Origin of the sequence: Mesobacillus zeae, assembly GCF_003570705.1 — a bacterium.
Taxonomy (GTDB): domain Bacteria; phylum Bacillota; class Bacilli; order Bacillales; family Cytobacillaceae; genus Mesobacillus_C; species Mesobacillus_C zeae.
This window is the reverse complement of sequence record NZ_QWVT01000013.1, coordinates 101,914-117,514: the sequence shown is the minus strand read 5'-3', so window position 1 is coordinate 117,514 and position 15,601 is coordinate 101,914. Positions and strand designations below refer to the sequence as shown.

At 43.0% G+C, this 15,601-nt stretch carries 16 protein-coding genes and 1 riboswitch; all 16 genes read left to right on the top strand.

Annotation, left to right across the window (positions count from 1 at the left end; translation table 11 throughout):
* Positions 1-352 precede the first annotated feature (352 nt).
* Positions 353-520 carry a hypothetical protein gene (locus D1970_RS22230; protein ID WP_182478592.1) on the top strand — a complete coding sequence of 56 codons (168 nt, stop codon included), beginning with the start codon at positions 353-355 and terminating at the stop codon, positions 518-520.
* Between the two features lie 137 nt (positions 521-657).
* A complete protein-coding gene (locus D1970_RS07450; RefSeq protein WP_119112257.1) occupies positions 658-1,437 on the top strand; it encodes a class I SAM-dependent methyltransferase in 780 nt (259 codons plus the stop codon).
* Between the two features lie 36 nt (positions 1,438-1,473).
* On the top strand, positions 1,474-2,016 hold the full coding sequence (locus tag D1970_RS07445; RefSeq protein WP_181213383.1) for a GNAT family N-acetyltransferase: 543 nt from the start codon (positions 1,474-1,476) through the stop codon (positions 2,014-2,016).
* Between the two features lie 354 nt (positions 2,017-2,370).
* The gene (locus D1970_RS23275; RefSeq protein ID WP_281373541.1) at positions 2,371-2,508 is read left to right on the top strand and encodes an RAxF-45 family protein; all 138 of its coding nucleotides are present in this window, start codon (positions 2,371-2,373) and stop codon (positions 2,506-2,508) included.
* Positions 2,509-2,665: 157 nt separating this feature from the next.
* Positions 2,666-4,288 carry a ribosomal protection-like ABC-F family protein gene (gene abc-f, locus D1970_RS07440; RefSeq protein WP_119112255.1) on the top strand — a complete coding sequence of 541 codons (1,623 nt, stop codon included), beginning with the start codon at positions 2,666-2,668 and terminating at the stop codon, positions 4,286-4,288.
* Between the two features lie 466 nt (positions 4,289-4,754).
* Positions 4,755-4,899, top strand: a riboswitch (adenosylcobalamin (AdoCbl) riboswitch).
* Positions 4,900-5,014: 115 nt separating this feature from the next.
* Positions 5,015-5,407, top strand: coding sequence for a DUF4430 domain-containing protein (locus D1970_RS07435; RefSeq protein WP_209796911.1), 393 nt, complete (start codon positions 5,015-5,017; stop codon positions 5,405-5,407).
* A complete protein-coding gene (locus D1970_RS07430) occupies positions 5,394-5,957 on the top strand; it encodes an ECF transporter S component (protein WP_119112254.1) in 564 nt (187 codons plus the stop codon). Before D1970_RS07435 ends, D1970_RS07430 begins: the two co-directional genes overlap by 14 nt.
* A gap of 283 nt (positions 5,958-6,240) precedes the next feature.
* Positions 6,241-7,377 carry a 1-propanol dehydrogenase PduQ gene (locus tag D1970_RS07425; RefSeq protein WP_119112253.1) on the top strand — a complete coding sequence of 379 codons (1,137 nt, stop codon included), beginning with the start codon at positions 6,241-6,243 and terminating at the stop codon, positions 7,375-7,377.
* Positions 7,378-7,601: 224 nt separating this feature from the next.
* Positions 7,602-9,008: a sensor histidine kinase gene (locus D1970_RS07420; RefSeq protein ID WP_181213385.1), complete on the top strand. Its 1,407-nt coding sequence runs from the start codon at positions 7,602-7,604 to the stop codon at positions 9,006-9,008.
* 236 nt (positions 9,009-9,244) lie between these two features.
* Positions 9,245-10,612, top strand: coding sequence for an ethanolamine ammonia-lyase subunit EutB (locus D1970_RS07415; protein ID WP_119112251.1), 1,368 nt, complete (start codon positions 9,245-9,247; stop codon positions 10,610-10,612).
* 21 nt (positions 10,613-10,633) lie between these two features.
* Complete coding sequence (gene eutC, locus D1970_RS07410) at positions 10,634-11,527, top strand: ethanolamine ammonia-lyase subunit EutC (protein ID WP_119112261.1); 894 nt, start codon at positions 10,634-10,636, stop codon at positions 11,525-11,527.
* A 17-nt stretch (positions 11,528-11,544) separates the two neighbouring features.
* Positions 11,545-12,198, top strand: coding sequence for an ethanolamine utilization microcompartment protein EutL (gene eutL / locus D1970_RS07405; protein ID WP_119112250.1), 654 nt, complete (start codon positions 11,545-11,547; stop codon positions 12,196-12,198).
* Positions 12,199-12,208: 10 nt separating this feature from the next.
* Positions 12,209-12,937, top strand: coding sequence for a BMC domain-containing protein (locus D1970_RS23270; RefSeq protein ID WP_119112249.1), 729 nt, complete (start codon positions 12,209-12,211; stop codon positions 12,935-12,937).
* Positions 12,937-14,394 (top strand): acetaldehyde dehydrogenase (acetylating), encoded by a 1,458-nt coding sequence (locus D1970_RS07395; RefSeq protein WP_119112248.1) that lies wholly within the window; start codon positions 12,937-12,939, stop codon positions 14,392-14,394. The genes D1970_RS23270 and D1970_RS07395 overlap by 1 nt, the downstream gene beginning before the upstream one ends.
* A gap of 39 nt (positions 14,395-14,433) precedes the next feature.
* On the top strand, positions 14,434-14,724 hold the full coding sequence (locus D1970_RS07390; RefSeq protein WP_119112247.1) for a BMC domain-containing protein: 291 nt from the start codon (positions 14,434-14,436) through the stop codon (positions 14,722-14,724).
* 73 nt (positions 14,725-14,797) lie between these two features.
* Positions 14,798-15,598: a cobalamin adenosyltransferase family protein gene (locus tag D1970_RS07385; RefSeq protein WP_119112246.1), complete on the top strand. Its 801-nt coding sequence runs from the start codon at positions 14,798-14,800 to the stop codon at positions 15,596-15,598.
* The last annotated feature ends 3 nt before the right edge of the window (positions 15,599-15,601 follow it).

Here is a 15,601-nt window from a genome sequence, read left to right as displayed (position 1 = left end):
AACTTTGAGCGGAAATCAACCAACCTCCCGAATATATCAACCAAACGGCGCTAGCAGCTGGTTTTTTAGAAAAAGAAGCTGGCCTTCGCCAATTTTTAAGAGCAGGAGCATGGTATCCCGGCTCTAATAGTAGCGGAGCACGCAGAACTTAGTCCGTGCTCCCGTTAAATCAACCACCTTTAACAATATATCAACCACCCAGGATCAGATATCGATCAACCTGAGCAGGAAATCAACCAACTTTGAGCGGAAATCAACCAACCTCCCGAATATATCAACCAAACGGCGCTAGCAGCTGGTTTTTTAGAAAAAGAAGCTGTTCTTCGCCAGTTTTTAAGAGCAGGAGCATGGTATGCCAGCTCTAATAGTAGCGAAGCACGCAGAACTTAGTCCGTGCTCCCGTGAAATCAACCAACCTCCCGAATATATCAACCAAACGGCGCCGGTAGCTGGTTTTTCGCTAACTCTCAGGGGGCAGGAGCAACGTATGCCGGCATTATCAGCAGTGGAGCACTCATAACTTAGTCATTGCAGCCCCGCTGATTTTCCAGATTTCATCCAACCTTTGAGCTAGATGTGCTATCATTTAGATAATTGTGACAACTATGAGTTTCTAATTAGAAAAAAGTCGCTTCTATCAATTGAGGGGGATGGAAAATGGAAATAATAGATCATAACAAAAAAAGCTGGGAAGAAAAAGTTAAGCAGAAAAGCCGCTGGACCGTGCCTGTGAGCAGTGAGGAGATAGATAGAGCCAGAGCGGGAGACTGGAGTATTGTTGTTACAGCAGAAAAGGCTGTGCCCAAAGAGTGGTTCCCAGAGCTTGAAGGGAAAAAAGTGCTTTGTCTTGCATCGGGTGGCGGGCAGCAAGGGCCTATTTTGGCTGCTGCAGGAGCAGATGTGACAGTACTGGACTTTTCGGAAGCACAGTTGGCGCAGGACTCCTTCGTTGCGCAGCGAGATGGATTAACCATTCACACAGTACTCGGCTCGATGACAGATTTAAGCATGTTTGACAATGAAAGCTTTGACTTGATTATACATCCTGTATCCAATGTTTTTGTGCCGGATATTCAGCCAGTCTGGCAGGAGGCTTTCCGAGTGCTTAAAAACGGAGGCAGCCTTATTAGCGGTTTTATGAATCCCGTTTTTTATTTATTCGACTGGGAGCTTGAAGAGAAAGGAATGCTGCAGGTAAAGTACTCCATTCCTTATTCGGAGCTGGATTACTCATCGCCGGAAGAGGTTGCACAGAACGGATATTCCCTTGAGTTTGGCCATACACTAGAACAGCAAATCCAAGGCCAGGTACATGCCGGTTTCGTTATAGCTGGACTTTATGAGGATACATTCGGAGGCGAAAGATTAATTGACCGTCATATCAGCAGTTTCATTTCAACAAGGGCAATGAAGCTAAGGAGCCTAGCGTCATTATAATTCGTTATGATTGGATTCAGTATGGGGGAGAATCTTATGTCTGCGATTTTTGAAAATGAAATGATTCGATTAAGAGACGCTGTGTTAAATGATGCGGAAGAATTATTACACACAAACAACGATGATGAAGTGATGATGTACTATGGGAAGAATCCCTATAATCAAGATATACAAGGTGCAAGAGACGAAATCTTATGGTTCCGCAGTCTCCTTGCGGAAAATAAAGGAGTAAGATGGGTGATTGCTGACAAGGCAAGCAATCAATATATAGGAGACATTGGTGTTTTTAATTTTGAACCTGACCATAACCGGGCAGAACTTGGCTTTAAACTTCAAAAAAAATATTGGAATAAGGGCATCATGAGAGTATGCATCCAACAGGTTTTAGAGTTTGCCTTTGAAGAAAAAAGTTACAATCGAATTGAAGCACTAGTCGATCCGAGAAATATTGGCTGTCAAAAAACCCTGAAGAAAAACGGCTTCCAGCTGGAAGGAGCCCTCCGGGAATATGAGTTTGAACGCGGCCAGTATATTGATTTGCAAATGTATTCCATTTTGAGGAGGGAATTCAGCAAATAAAAATCTATACAATCTAAGAGATAAACACTATATTACTTTGAAAGACGGCTGTCGAATTTTCATTCGACGGCACTTATTTTTATTTCTCTGTTTCATCGATATTGGCTTAAACATGCCATTTTTATCTATTCTAGAAACGCTGAAATTCCAGTTTTTAAACAAACCAATTGGAAAAGATTATTAAAGAAATTGGAAGCCATGTTGTCGATATGCATAGGTATGCCATAGTTTTTAAGACTTGACTGAATCATCATTGCATACCAATGAAGAATAAAAAAAATTAAAAATACTTGAAATATATTTATGTGACCTATAAAATGGAAAAGAATATAAGTGGAACGGAGGTGGGTAAGGATGTTTAATCAATCTGTTTTAGTGTGCGGCTTTTGGAATGAATTTTTATATTTTAGCCGTGCGAAATTTGCTGTTGCAGTTGTTAACGGGATACGTATGCCCTTTTTTAACAACTTAATAGCAGATCTAAAACGGTGAAAACATCTCTTAACCCACATTATATAAGACGGTTGAAGAGGAGCTTTTCATGCTCTTCTTTTTTTATGCCATCTTTTATTTAGCAAAAGCCATGGGGAAGTGCTGTGTTCCCTATGGCTTTTTTTGCGTATTTATATATTGAAGGAGGAGTAAACACATGATTGCATGCAGTGTGAACCAAGTAAAAAAGATGTACGGAGGCAGCTCCGTTTTTGACAATATATCATTTGAAATTATGGAAAAAGACAGGGTTGGTCTCGTTGGCCGGAATGGAAGCGGGAAGACGACGCTCCTTCGGTTATTAGCGGGTGAGGAAGTCCCTGATTCTGGACAAATCTCCTGGAAAAAGAATTGTAAGATTGGATATCTTGCGCAAATTCCTGACTTTAACAATAGCTTTACGACTAATGATGTTCTGAAGACGGCTTTTTCTGATCTCCAGCAAATAGAAGACAAGATGAGGAAGCTTGAGGAGGATATGGGCAGGGAAACAAACGAAGGGAAACTGCAAAAGTTCATGAATGAATACGGCAGCCTTCAAGAATATTTCATATTCAATGGAGGATATGAAACAGAAGCCAGTATTAAAAAGATCGTTAAAGGTCTGAATATAGATGATTTATTGGACAAACAATTTTCTATCCTGAGTGGTGGTGAAAAGACAAAGGTTGGTTTAGCTCTAATCCTTTTGAAGAATCCTGGTTTCTTACTGTTGGATGAGCCGACAAATCATTTGGATTTAATGGCAGTTGAATGGCTGGGCAGCTTTCTGAAAGATTATAATGGCACCGTGATCGTTATATCCCATGATCGTTATTTCCTGGACGAAGTGGCGACAAGGGTTATGGATCTGGAGGACGGAGAAATCAGTTGCTACCATACAAACTATTCGGGTTTTGTGAAAGAAAAAGAAGAGCGTTTGCTTAGGGAGTTCCATGCCTATGAAGAGCAGCAAAAGAAAATAAAGAAAATGAAGGAGGCCATTAAACGCCTGCGGGAATGGGCAAACAGGGCCAATCCTCCAAATGAAGGTCTTCATAAACGAGCAAGGAATATGGAAAGAGCATTAGAAAGACTGGAAAAATTAAATCGCCCCGCACTGAATCGAAAGAAAATGAATTTAGAGATGGTGTCTTCTAACCGGAGCGGGAAGGATGTAATCATGCTTCAAGGTGTATCAAAGAAATTTGGAGAAAAGCTGCTTTTCAGAAATGTCAATATGCATCTGATATATCAACAGCGTGCAGCAATTGTCGGGGAGAACGGAACGGGGAAATCGACCTTAATCAAATTAATTCTCCAGCAATTACATCCGGATGAAGGGGAAGTGAGAGTAGGAAGTAACGTGAAAATCGGATACTTATCACAGCATATTTTTTCAGATACTGAAGACGAGACAGTCATTGAGGCATTTCGCAATGAGGTAATCGTGACAGAGGGGGAGGCAAGACAAATTTTAGCGAAATTTTTATTTTATGGACATATGGTCTTTCGAAAAGTTGCCCAGCTTAGTGGGGGCGAAAGAATGAGACTTCGTTTAGCTCAACTCATGTATCAGGACATGAATGTACTGATTTTAGATGAGCCTACTAATCATCTGGATATTGAATCACGAGAAGTACTCGAAGATGCACTTGACGATTATAACGGAACGATTCTCGCAGTTTCCCATGATCGCTTCTTTCTAAATAAGTTATTTGAAAAGGTTTATTGGATTGAATCCAAAGAGGTTCATTGTTTTGAGGGAAACTATACTTGGGCCAAGGAGAAAATGTCTTGAAAAGGCTAAGCCCGCTCAATTTGCCACACAGCCGTGAATCTGATTTGTGGGCAGAATTGATAGCAGGATGACATATAAGTCTGATGTACAACAAACAAAAAAGCTGATGATTCCCTCGTATGGGAATCATCAGCTTTTTCCTGTCGGTATCAAACGTTCTTGAAACTTTCCAGAAAATGAGTCATGACCGACATTGTCTCCTCCAGCGACTGATGGTCTTCTGGTTTTTTTGTGCAATCCATAAAGCGGATTCATTGAGGGAACCTGAGAGAAAATGGAATAAAAGTGAAGCGAAACGCAGACAAAGAAATTGTCGCCTTCATGATTGTTTTTTATCAGGAAGAGAAAATGGAATAAACGCATTCTAATTGGTTGTAAAGAGTTTTTGTGAATTGCTTGTCACAAATTTCTCGAATTAGACCTTTTATTATTGCACGATACTTTGCTATGATATAGCTTGTAACGAACCTAATTGAAATGGTTAACTGGTAAAGGAAGTTGGTGAAATTCCAACACGGTCCCGCCACTGTGAAAGGCTGTATGCCTTAAGTCAGGTCATTTATCATTAACCCTATTGCATTCCAGCTTCGAGGTAAGGCTGTATTTGCAGGGGCTTTGGTGATTTGTTTTAATACCTCACTAAGGCCTTTTTGTGTTTCCAAAGGGGGAAGCCACTCTCATTTTTTTTTGAAAGGCTACATCAAAGAGAATCTGGAGATGAAGAAGATGAAGAAAGTTGTATCGTTGCTTGCGTTTTTTGTACTGGCGATCGGATTGCTGGCTGGCTGCGGTAATGGTCAACAGGCTGCCGAGAAGGACAAGAAAGCTGGAATGGAAAAAGAGCAGGCGACAATTGTCGTGAAAGATGCGGAAGGCAAAAAAACAGCCGAGGAAAAAGTCGACCTGAAAGGCCAGAATTTGCAGGACCTGATGAAGGAACACTTTAAAGTGAAGGAAAACAAAGGCTTTTTTGTTGAAATCGAAGGCATAAGCCAGGACGAGGCAAAAAACCTGTATTGGGTTTTTGAAATCAATGGTGAACAAGCGACCAAAGGGGCCAAGGATATTACCCCTGAAAAAGGCGACAAGATTGTGTGGGAGCTCATTGACTTTTCATAACAAATTCAGCTCAATCCCTGTGTCAAACACAAAGAGCATTGTCCTAATCGGCATGCTGACTGCCTTATCTGTCGCCGGCAGGATTTTCATGGCGCCGATTCCTAATGTTTCGCCGACTACTTCGATTCTCATCATTACAACGATCCTGTTGGGAGTCAAATATGGCATTATCCAGGCTGTCTTAACAATGGTCGTTTCCAATCTGATTCTTGGTATGGGAATCTGGACAATGCCGCAAATAGTGTCTTTATCGGTTATAGCACTTGTCACTGGGATATTAATCAGGCCGCTATTCAGCAAAATTCCTTTTTGGGCCATGGCACTCTATACAGGAATGGCAGGTCTGCTGTATGGCTTTGTCATTTCCCTGGCCCAAATTCCGCTGTATGGTTTCAAGTACTTCGTGTCTTATTATCTGGCGGGCCTGTCATTTGATATGATGCATGCGGCAGGGAATATCGGTTTCTATATCGTGCTTGCCCCAATCCTGTTTCCGCTGCTGGATAAATTACTCGTTAGGTATGTCAGCGGCATGAAGCTTAACCACTGATTTGGCTTTTTAGGTCCTCCCGGGGATGAACTCGGGGAATAGAAAAAACTACCCTACCGCACGGCTCCGCAGCTGTAGCCGTAAGGCAATGACGCCTGCTTCTTCATTTTTTATATAAAAAATTGCTTTGACTTGCTCGTTTTGAAAAGGTATAGTGAAATTGTGCACAAAGCTGTGTATTTAGCAATCAAAGCAACGAGGCTTTATAGATAAGACGTCTGTCTTTCTATAGAGCCTTTTTTTATGCAAAAAAAAATTTCCCGGAAGAAAGGGGCAATAGCAAGTGGAAAAGTTTTCGATGAACACAAATATTTTTATGGGCAAAAATTCATTGGACCGCCTCCTGGAATGGAAAAATAAGTCGATCATGCTGATTTCAGACCCGTATATCAGCAAGTCAGGGATGTTGAATGTGATTACGGATCGGTTGAAACAGGGAGATAACAGCATCCATCTGTTTGACCAGATTGTTCCAGACCCGCCTATTGAAACGATTGTTGAAGGCATGTCCTTGATGAGGAATTGCAGGCCGGAGATGGTAATAGCAGTCGGCGGCGGTTCAGCAATCGATGCTGCAAAGGCAATCAAATATTTTGCGGAAAAAGGGCTCGATTTTACTGATGTTCCTCTCATTGCCATTCCAACTACAAGCGGAACAGGCTCTGAGGTTACTTCCTTCTCGGTCATCACTGACGCCGGGAAAAATGTCAAATATCCACTCGTGGATGATGAAATGCTTCCTTCCGAAGCGATTCTTGATCCGAGCCTCGTACTTACTGTTCCTGCAGCAGTTACAGCAGATACGGGAATGGATGTACTGACACATGCGATTGAAGCCTATGTATCACTGAACGCAAACGATATTTCTGATGCAATGGCCGAAAAAGCTGTTCGGCTGGTATTCAGCTATCTGGAAGAGGCACACAAGAATGGCCAGAATTTAGTGGCCCGTGAAAAAATGCATATCGCTTCCTGTATGGCAGGGATCGCTTTTAATCAGACAAGCCTTGGACTTAACCACGGAATTGCTCATATCTGCGGGGCAAAGTTCCATATCCCGCATGGAAGGATCAACTCCATCCTTCTTCCGGCAGTTATCGAATATAATGCGGATCTAAAGGGATATAATGACCGGGATTATTCAATGGCAGCACAAAAGTATGCAGAACTCGCCAAAATTCTTGGACTTCCAGCTTCTAATCCAAGAACTGGAGTCAGGAGCTTGATTTCAGCCATTACTAAACTGCAAAATTCTTTGGGTATGCCTGTCAGTCTCCAAGCCTGCGGTGTAGAGGCAAAGACACTCTCAGAGCTGAAAGCTGAAATATCCAAGGCAGCGCTGAATGATGCCTGCACAAAGACCAATCCGCGCCAGCCGACAGAGGAAGAAGTACAGCAAATACTTGAAAAAATTTATTAAGACACAGAGTTTTAACAATTAAGCATATTGACTAGCTACTCGGTTAATCCTATAATTTAAGTAGCACAAAGGCGTGCCACCAATTTTCTAAGGCAATGGGGCTTTGAAAACAAATCGTTTTCATGGCCCCTTTTTGTTTTTTATTCGATGCTATCACGAGAAAAAATCATCATGAATCGGAGATGTTCCGCTTGGTTAGATTGCAAGAACGGAGGCACTTTTATATGTATGATCCGTCCTTAATCAGAAAGATTTGCAAAGAAGCCTCTTATTTAACTGAAGAAGAGATTGAGAAGATCATCGAGACTTGCCAGGCAATGGATGTTTGTGCAGAATCATTCGATTATGATGTTTTCATTGATATTCCGTCAAAATGCAGTGGGGAAGAAGCGATTGTCGTTTATCACGGAAATTCCGAAGCCCATACTTCACTTTACAATGAATCGCCAATCGGGAAAAAAGCATTAAGGGTAAACGAACCTGGTGTGTTGAGGACGATGGAGACAGGAGTCCATACGAAAAATATCAAGGCACGCACCCAGGAAAACCGCTATGTCATCCAGAATGTCTATCCCATCCGGCTAAACCAAAAGGTCATTGGCACAATTATCAACGAGCATGATACAGATTATGACATCCGTGCGAACTTCAATGTCCAGAGAAACAGCCTGCCGATGCTCACATCAACATTGAATTCAATTTATAGCATCAATAATCATCTGGTGGATGCCATACTCATCTTTGATAATAATGGGAATCTGCAGTTCAAGAATCTTAGGGCAGATACCATTTACAGGTCCCTTGGTTATATGGAGGATATTGAAGGAGTCCATTACGACAATTTGTCATTGGATGGCACCACCTTCAATGAAGTAATAAATCGTTCGGAAAGTCAGTACAAAGACAACCGGGAAGTAAAGATAGGTGATTACTTCTTCCTCGTCAAACAGGTAGTTGTTCCAGAGGATGATTTTCGGGTGGCAATGATTCTCCATGATATCACCCAGCTGAGAAACCGGGAAACCGAAATTGTCTTGAAGACGGTGGCCATCGGTGAAATCCACCATCGAATCAAAAACAACCTGCAAACCATTGCTTCCTTGTTAAGGATGCAAAGCAGGCGAAGCTCAAACAATGAATCAAAAACACTATTGAAGGACAGCGTCAACCGAATTCTTTCAATTGCAGCGACACATGAATTGTTGTCACAGCAATTGAATGATGACATCAGCCTTTGGGATGTTCTCCAAAATGTAGCAGGGAATATCCGGCGGTGCTATTCTGATAATGATCATATCAAGCTTGAAATATGCGCAAACGAAGATTTTAACATTGATAGTGATCGTGCAACCGTGCTGGCCCTGATTGTAAACGAGCTTGTCCAGAACTGCTATGACCATGCTTTTCACAATTTTGAGGAAGGCAAGATCAGGGTTGAAATCCAAAGACAGGGTAAAAGGGCGGGAGTGACAGTTACAGATAATGGCTCGGGATTCACAAATAATCAGAGTTTCGATCATTCACTTGGCCTAACCATTGTCAAAACGTATGTAAAAGACAAATTAAAAGGAACCATTGATTTTACGACAGAAGAAAATGGCACGACGATTAGTATATATTTCGACCTATAACAAAGTAGCTACAAGGCTGTAGCGAAAAATCTGAAGCAAAGAAGCTTAAGGTTATATGGTAAATTCCCGTAGCGGGATTACCTGTATCCTTAAGCTTCTTTGTTTCTAAAGGCAAGGAAGGCTTTTACGAAATGATGAATTATTTAGCGATAGACGCCAATTGTGAATAAAGGTACTGCCCGTAACTGGCTTGTCCCTTGTTTTCAAAAAGGCTGATTTATGAGAGGAGGATTTTTATGATTTTAAAATCAAAGCTTTTTGGTACAACGTATCAGTTTAAAGACATTGTTGATGTATTTGCAAAAGCCAATGAAGAAAAGTCTGGTGACCGTCTAGCCGGTATTACTGCCGGAAGTGCGGAGGAACGGGTGGCTGCGAGAATGGTTGTGGCCAACCTAACGCTTGAGGATATCCGTAACAATCCTGTTGTGCCATACGAGGAAGATGAAGTTACACGGATTATTCAGGATTCAGTCAATAAAAGAATTTTCGGTCAGATCAAAAATTGGACTGTCCAGGAACTGAGGGAATGGATCCTTGACGAGAATACGACTGGTGAAGATATCATCCGAATCTCACGCGGTCTGACAGCAGAAATGATTTCCGCTGTAACTAAATTGATGTCCAATCTTGATTTAATCTATGGAGCGAGAAAGATTCGTATTTCCGCCCATTGTAATACAACAATCGGTCTTGAAGGTACATTATCTGCAAGGCTTCAGCCAAACCATCCAACCGATGATCCCGATGGCATTGTTGCTTCCGTTATGGAAGGGCTTACCTACGGTATCGGTGATGCGGTAATCGGCCTTAACCCTGTAGATGATTCTGCTGAAAGTGTTGGCCGCATCCTGAGGAAATTTGAAGAAATTAAAAATAAATGGGAAATCCCGACTCAAATCTGTGTCCTTGCCCACGTAACAGACCAGATGGAAGCAATCAGAAGGGGCGCGCCGACAGACCTGATTTTCCAATCCATAGCAGGATCGGAGAAAGGCAATACAGCATTCGGTATCAGCGGAGGATTGATCGAGGAGGCACGTCAGCTTGCACTTAGTGATGGTACAGCTACCGGACCAAACGTTATGTATTTTGAAACTGGGCAGGGTTCTGAGCTAAGCTCGAACGCCCATCATGGTGTCGACCAGCTGACAATGGAAGCACGCTGCTATGGTTTCGCGAAAAAATACCAGCCGTTCCTTGTCAACACAGTAGTTGGTTTCATTGGACCTGAGTATTTATACGATTCAAAGCAAGTCATCCGTGCAGGCCTTGAAGACCACTTCATGGGTAAGCTTACCGGTATTCCAATGGGTGTTGATGCCTGCTATACAAACCATATGAAGGCAGATCAAAATGATATCGAGAATCTTTCCGTGCTGCTTTCTGCAGCTGGCTGTAACTTCTTCATGGGAATCCCACACGGAGATGACGTCATGCTGAACTACCAGACAACTGGCTATCATGAGACACCAACTCTGCGTGAATTGCTAAATCTGAAGCCAATCAAGCCATTTGAAGAGTGGATGATGAAAATGGGCTTTATCGATGAAAAAGGAAAAATGACTTCAAAAGCTGGCGACGCTTCAGTCTTTTTAAAGTAAAGGAGGGAGGAACAAACCATGGTGAATGATCAAGACCTTAAATCACTAGTAGCGACAATCGTAAAACAAATGATGAACGAAGATACTGTAGCCAACGTTAATCCAGCAGCAGAAACAGCAGCTGCTCAACAAAGTGCCTCATCTGAGGAACAGGATGCATGTCTTCCGGATATTACCGAGTTGGATCTTAAAAAGGAATTGCTTGTGCCAAATCCTTATGACCGTGAAGGATATTTGAAAATGAAGGAAAGAACTCCTGCGAGAATCGGAGTCTGGAGGGCAGGCCCTCGTTATAAAACAATGACTTCCCTAAGATTCAGGGCAGACCATGCAGCTGCGCAGGATGCTGTTTTCTCTTATGTCAGCGAGGATCTTGTTAAGAAGCTTAACCTTGTTCCAATTGAAACGCTTTGCAAGGATAAAGATGAATATTTGACAAGACCAGACCTCGGAAGGCAATTTTCCGATGAAACGGTTAACTTCATGAAAGTCAGAGTTAGAAGTCCAAAAGTACAAATTGTTGTCGGTGATGGATTAAGTTCTGCGGCAATCGAGGCGAATGCTGCTGATATCATTCCAGCCCTTAAGCAGGGACTGAAAATGTACGGAATTGAAGTTGGAGATATATTGTTTGTTAAGCATTGCCGCGTTCCTTCGATGGACGTAATTGGCGAAGCAACAGATGCCGATGTGGTTTGCCTTTTAGTCGGAGAGCGCCCAGGCCTGGTTACAGCTGAATCAATGAGTGCTTACATTGCCTATAAGCCAACGGTTGATATGCCTGAAGCAAGAAGGACAGTTGTTTCAAACATACACAAAGGCGGCACACCTGCTGTAGAAGCCGGTGCCCACATTTCAGAACTGATTAAAAGCATGCTCGATAAAAAGACTTCAGGAATCGACCTTAAATTATAGGAACGGAGGAATAAATAATGAAGAATTCGCCGATTCATGCCACAGTATTAAGCACGAAAATTATCTCGAATGTAAGTCCAGACTTGGCGGAAAAACTGGAATTAAAATCGCATCATAAAAGTTTGGGCATGATCACTGCAGACGTAGATGACATTACCTACACTGCGTTGGACGAAGCAACGAAGGCTGCTGATGTTGATGTTGTTTATGCAAAATCCATGTATGCCGGAAGTGCAAATGCCTCTACGAAACTCGCTGGGGAAGTTATTGGAATCATTGCCGGACCAAGTCCTGCCGAAGTAAAGAGCGGACTGAATGCAGTGGTGGAGTATATGGAAAGCGGTGTCCATTTCACCAGCGCCAATGAAGATGATTCAATTGCGTATTTTGCCCATTGTGTATCACGTACTGGCACATACCTTTCAAGTGTGGCTGGCATTAAGGAAGGCGAAGCCCTTGCCTATCTTATCGCTCCGCCACTTGAAGCCATGTACGGACTGGATGCGGCATTAAAGGCAGCAGATGTAAGTATTGCAGCATTCTACGGACCTCCATCTGAAACAAACTTTGGCGGAGGCCTCCTAACAGGCAGCCAATCAGCCTGCAAGGCAGCTTGCGATGCATTTGCAGCTGCAGTTGAATACGTCGCAGAAAATCCAACAAACTTCTAGGAGGTTGGCGATGAACTCTAAAGCGCTGGGTCTCATTGAAGTGAAAGGGTATCTGGGAGCAGTGCTGGCTGCGGATGCTGCATTGAAGGCTGCCAATGTGCGGTTAGTTAAGATCGAAAAAATTAAAGGTGCTTTAACAACCGTTATGCTAGATGGAGATGTCGGAGCGGTTTCCGCTGCAGTAGATGCAGGAGCGGCTGCCGTCACTGGAATTGCAACATTGATTTCTTCCCATGTCATTCCTAGAATGCATGAAGAGACGGAAATGTTAGTACGCACGCCAGTCCCGCAAAAAACTGAAGAACTAGAAGAGTGTCATCTGGCAGTTGATCCTGGTGAGCAAAAGGAAGAAGAACTTGTTCCGGTTCAGCTCGATGAGCAGGAAGAAATCCATCATCCAGAACAACTGGACGAGCAGGCAGAAAATCATGCCGTGGAAATGCTGGATACCCAAGAAGGGTATAAAGCTAAACCTGCAATAGAAAAAGCGCGTGCAGAAAGTTTAACAGCCATTCTTCCCGACTCTAGCGATCTTCCAAAACGGGTACAGCACCGTGAAAGGATGATTGTCGGGGGAAATAGTGTTAATCCTGACCTCCAGCGCAAAAGTGTCCAGGAACTGCGGACCATGGTTAGAAAGCTAAGAATTCCGGGAGTGAAACCGGCTTCAATAAAGTATTCCAAGAAAGAAGAATTAATTGTTCTTATTTCTAATCACTACAGAAAGGAGGATAAATAATGTCATTAGAAGATAAAGACTTATTATCCATCCAGGAAGCTAGAACGTTAGCGAAAAAAGCAAAAACAGCTCAGAAAAAGCTAGCCCAAATGAGCCAGGATGAAATAAACAGGATTGTAAAGGCAATTGCCGATGCTGCTTATGAAAACCGGGAAAGGCTTGCGAAGATGGCAAGCGAAGAAACCGGATTCGGCCGCTGGGAAGACAAAGTCATTAAAAACCTCTTTGGTTCCCGCGTGGTCTACGAAGAAATCAAAGATTTAAAGACTGTTGGAATTCTGAACGAAGATAAACAACAGGGGCTTATGGATATCGCTGTGCCAGTTGGTGTAATTGCTGGACTTATACCATCGACAAACCCAACATCCACTGTCATGTATAAAACGCTTATCGCAATCAAAACAGCTAATGCGATTGTTTTTTCTCCGCATCCTGGTGCATTGAAAAGTATCCTTGAAACAGTGAAAATCATTACTGACGCTGCAGAAAAAGCAGGTTGCCCTGAAGGCGCGATTGGATGTATGACAACTCCATCTGTGGCAGGAACATCAGAGCTGATGAAGAATAACGATGTGGCATTGATCCTGGCAACAGGAGGATCAGCAATGGTCAAGGCTGCCTATTCATCCGGCACTCCAGCAATTGGTGTAGGACCTGGTAATTCTCCTGCATTTATTGAAAGAACAGCTGATGTGAAAAAAGCAGTTAAGAGAATCCTAGATTCCAAGACTTTCGATAATGGGACAATTTGTGCTTCAGAGCAATCAATCGTTGTTGAAGAATGCATGAAAGAACAAGTTGTTCATGAACTGGTACAACAGGGAGCATACTTCCTTTCAGCCGAAGAAAAGAAAAAGCTTGAAGGATATATCATGAGGGCAAATGGCAGCATGAACCCTGCCATTGTAGGCAAAAGCGTCCAGCATATCGCAAACCTATGCGGCCTGAATATTCCTGCAAGCATTCGTGTCCTGATTGCTGAAGAAACAAAAATTGGTCACAACGTTCCTTTTTCAAGAGAGAAGCTTGCGCCAATCCTCGGTTTCTACACAGTGGAAAACTGGGAGGAAGCGTGCACGCTAAGCGCTGAAATCCTGAATCACGAAGGAGCAGGCCATACTTTCTCGATGCATTCAGAGAATGAAGAGATTATCAGGCATTTTGCCGTGAGAATCCCAGCATCGCGTTTCCTTGTAAACACTGCATCTGCACTCGGAGGTATCGGCGGAACGACTAATTTATTCCCTGCCCTTACACTTGGCTGCGGAGCGGTTGGCGGCAGTTCCACTTCCGATAACATCGGACCGATGAACTTGATCAATGTACGCAGGATTGCCAAAGGAATCAAGGAGCTTGAGGACCTGAAACCGAAATCCGGACAACAGGCATCGACTCCAGTCCAGTCAGATATGATTGAAATGATCGTGAAGCAAGTGGTCATGGAACTTTCAAAATAATAACAGCCTTAACCATAAAATTTTGAGGAGGAAATAAAAATGGCAAACGCAAACGCACTAGGAATGGTTGAAACTAAAGGCTTAGTTGGAGCAATCGAAGCTGCAGATGCAATGGTGAAAGCAGCAAGCGTTACATTGATCGGAAAAGAGCAAATTGGAGCAGGTCTTGTAACTGTTATGGTACGCGGTGATGTAGGCGCGGTTAAAGCTGCAACAGATGCAGGCGCAGCAGCAGCTGACCGTGTAGGCGAATTGGTTTCAGTCCATGTCATTCCACGTCCGCATACAGAAGTAGATGCAGTTCTTCCAAAGTATTCCGTTCAAAATTAATAACCCTTTGAATGCAGAGGCTGACTCTAAAGTCTAGGGTCAGCCCCGTATTCTTAAGCAAGGATGTGACAGAATGGGCTTGATTACCGAGAACGAATTAAGGAAGCTGCTAAAGGATCAGGATCTCTCCACTCTCAAAGAGTATAAGGTGGAAAAAGGGACCATAATCACTCCATCCGCCCAGACTTTTTTGACGGACCGCCATATTAAACTTTCCATTATTGATAAGTCTAAGGACGATCAACAGTCCAAAAACGAGAAGAGCAAAACTTCGAGCAAGGCTGACGAAAAAAATCAGTCCCAGAAGCCCGAACCGGTACAGCCTTTTAAATACCGCCTGCTGAACGGGGGATATACCAACCAAAAGCCGGAACAGATGACCGCGCTTTACGGGAATGTTCTTGTGAATAAGGATCATAACCGGATCATCTTTAGAGGGAAACTAGATTCATTCGAATCGAAAATTCTAGAATCCCAAATCAAAATTGCCCCAGTTTATCAAGGACTGGCAGATGATTTGCAGGAAGTGCTCGACTTTGTCAGGAACCTTGTCAGGTGCGAAGTCTTGAACAGCCCGGTTAAGGAAATCAAGCTTCTTGGGATGAGTGAACAGGAAATCAGGGAGATGTCCCACCATCCAAAGAAATTTTTTGGTGAAGGTCATTTCTTTCCAGATTACCGTCTGGGAGAGCCGGTCATTCTGCTGAATTCCCTTAGAAGCATGGTAAGGGAAGCGGAGATTGCAGCCTATCAGGCATTCAAAAAAGAGAATGGCGAGGCTGAGCGTGAAGATATTATCCAGGCTCTAAACCGGTTGTCATCGCTATTTTGGGTGCTAATGTTTAAAACCAAAACCGGAAGTTATAGTAAGTGAGGT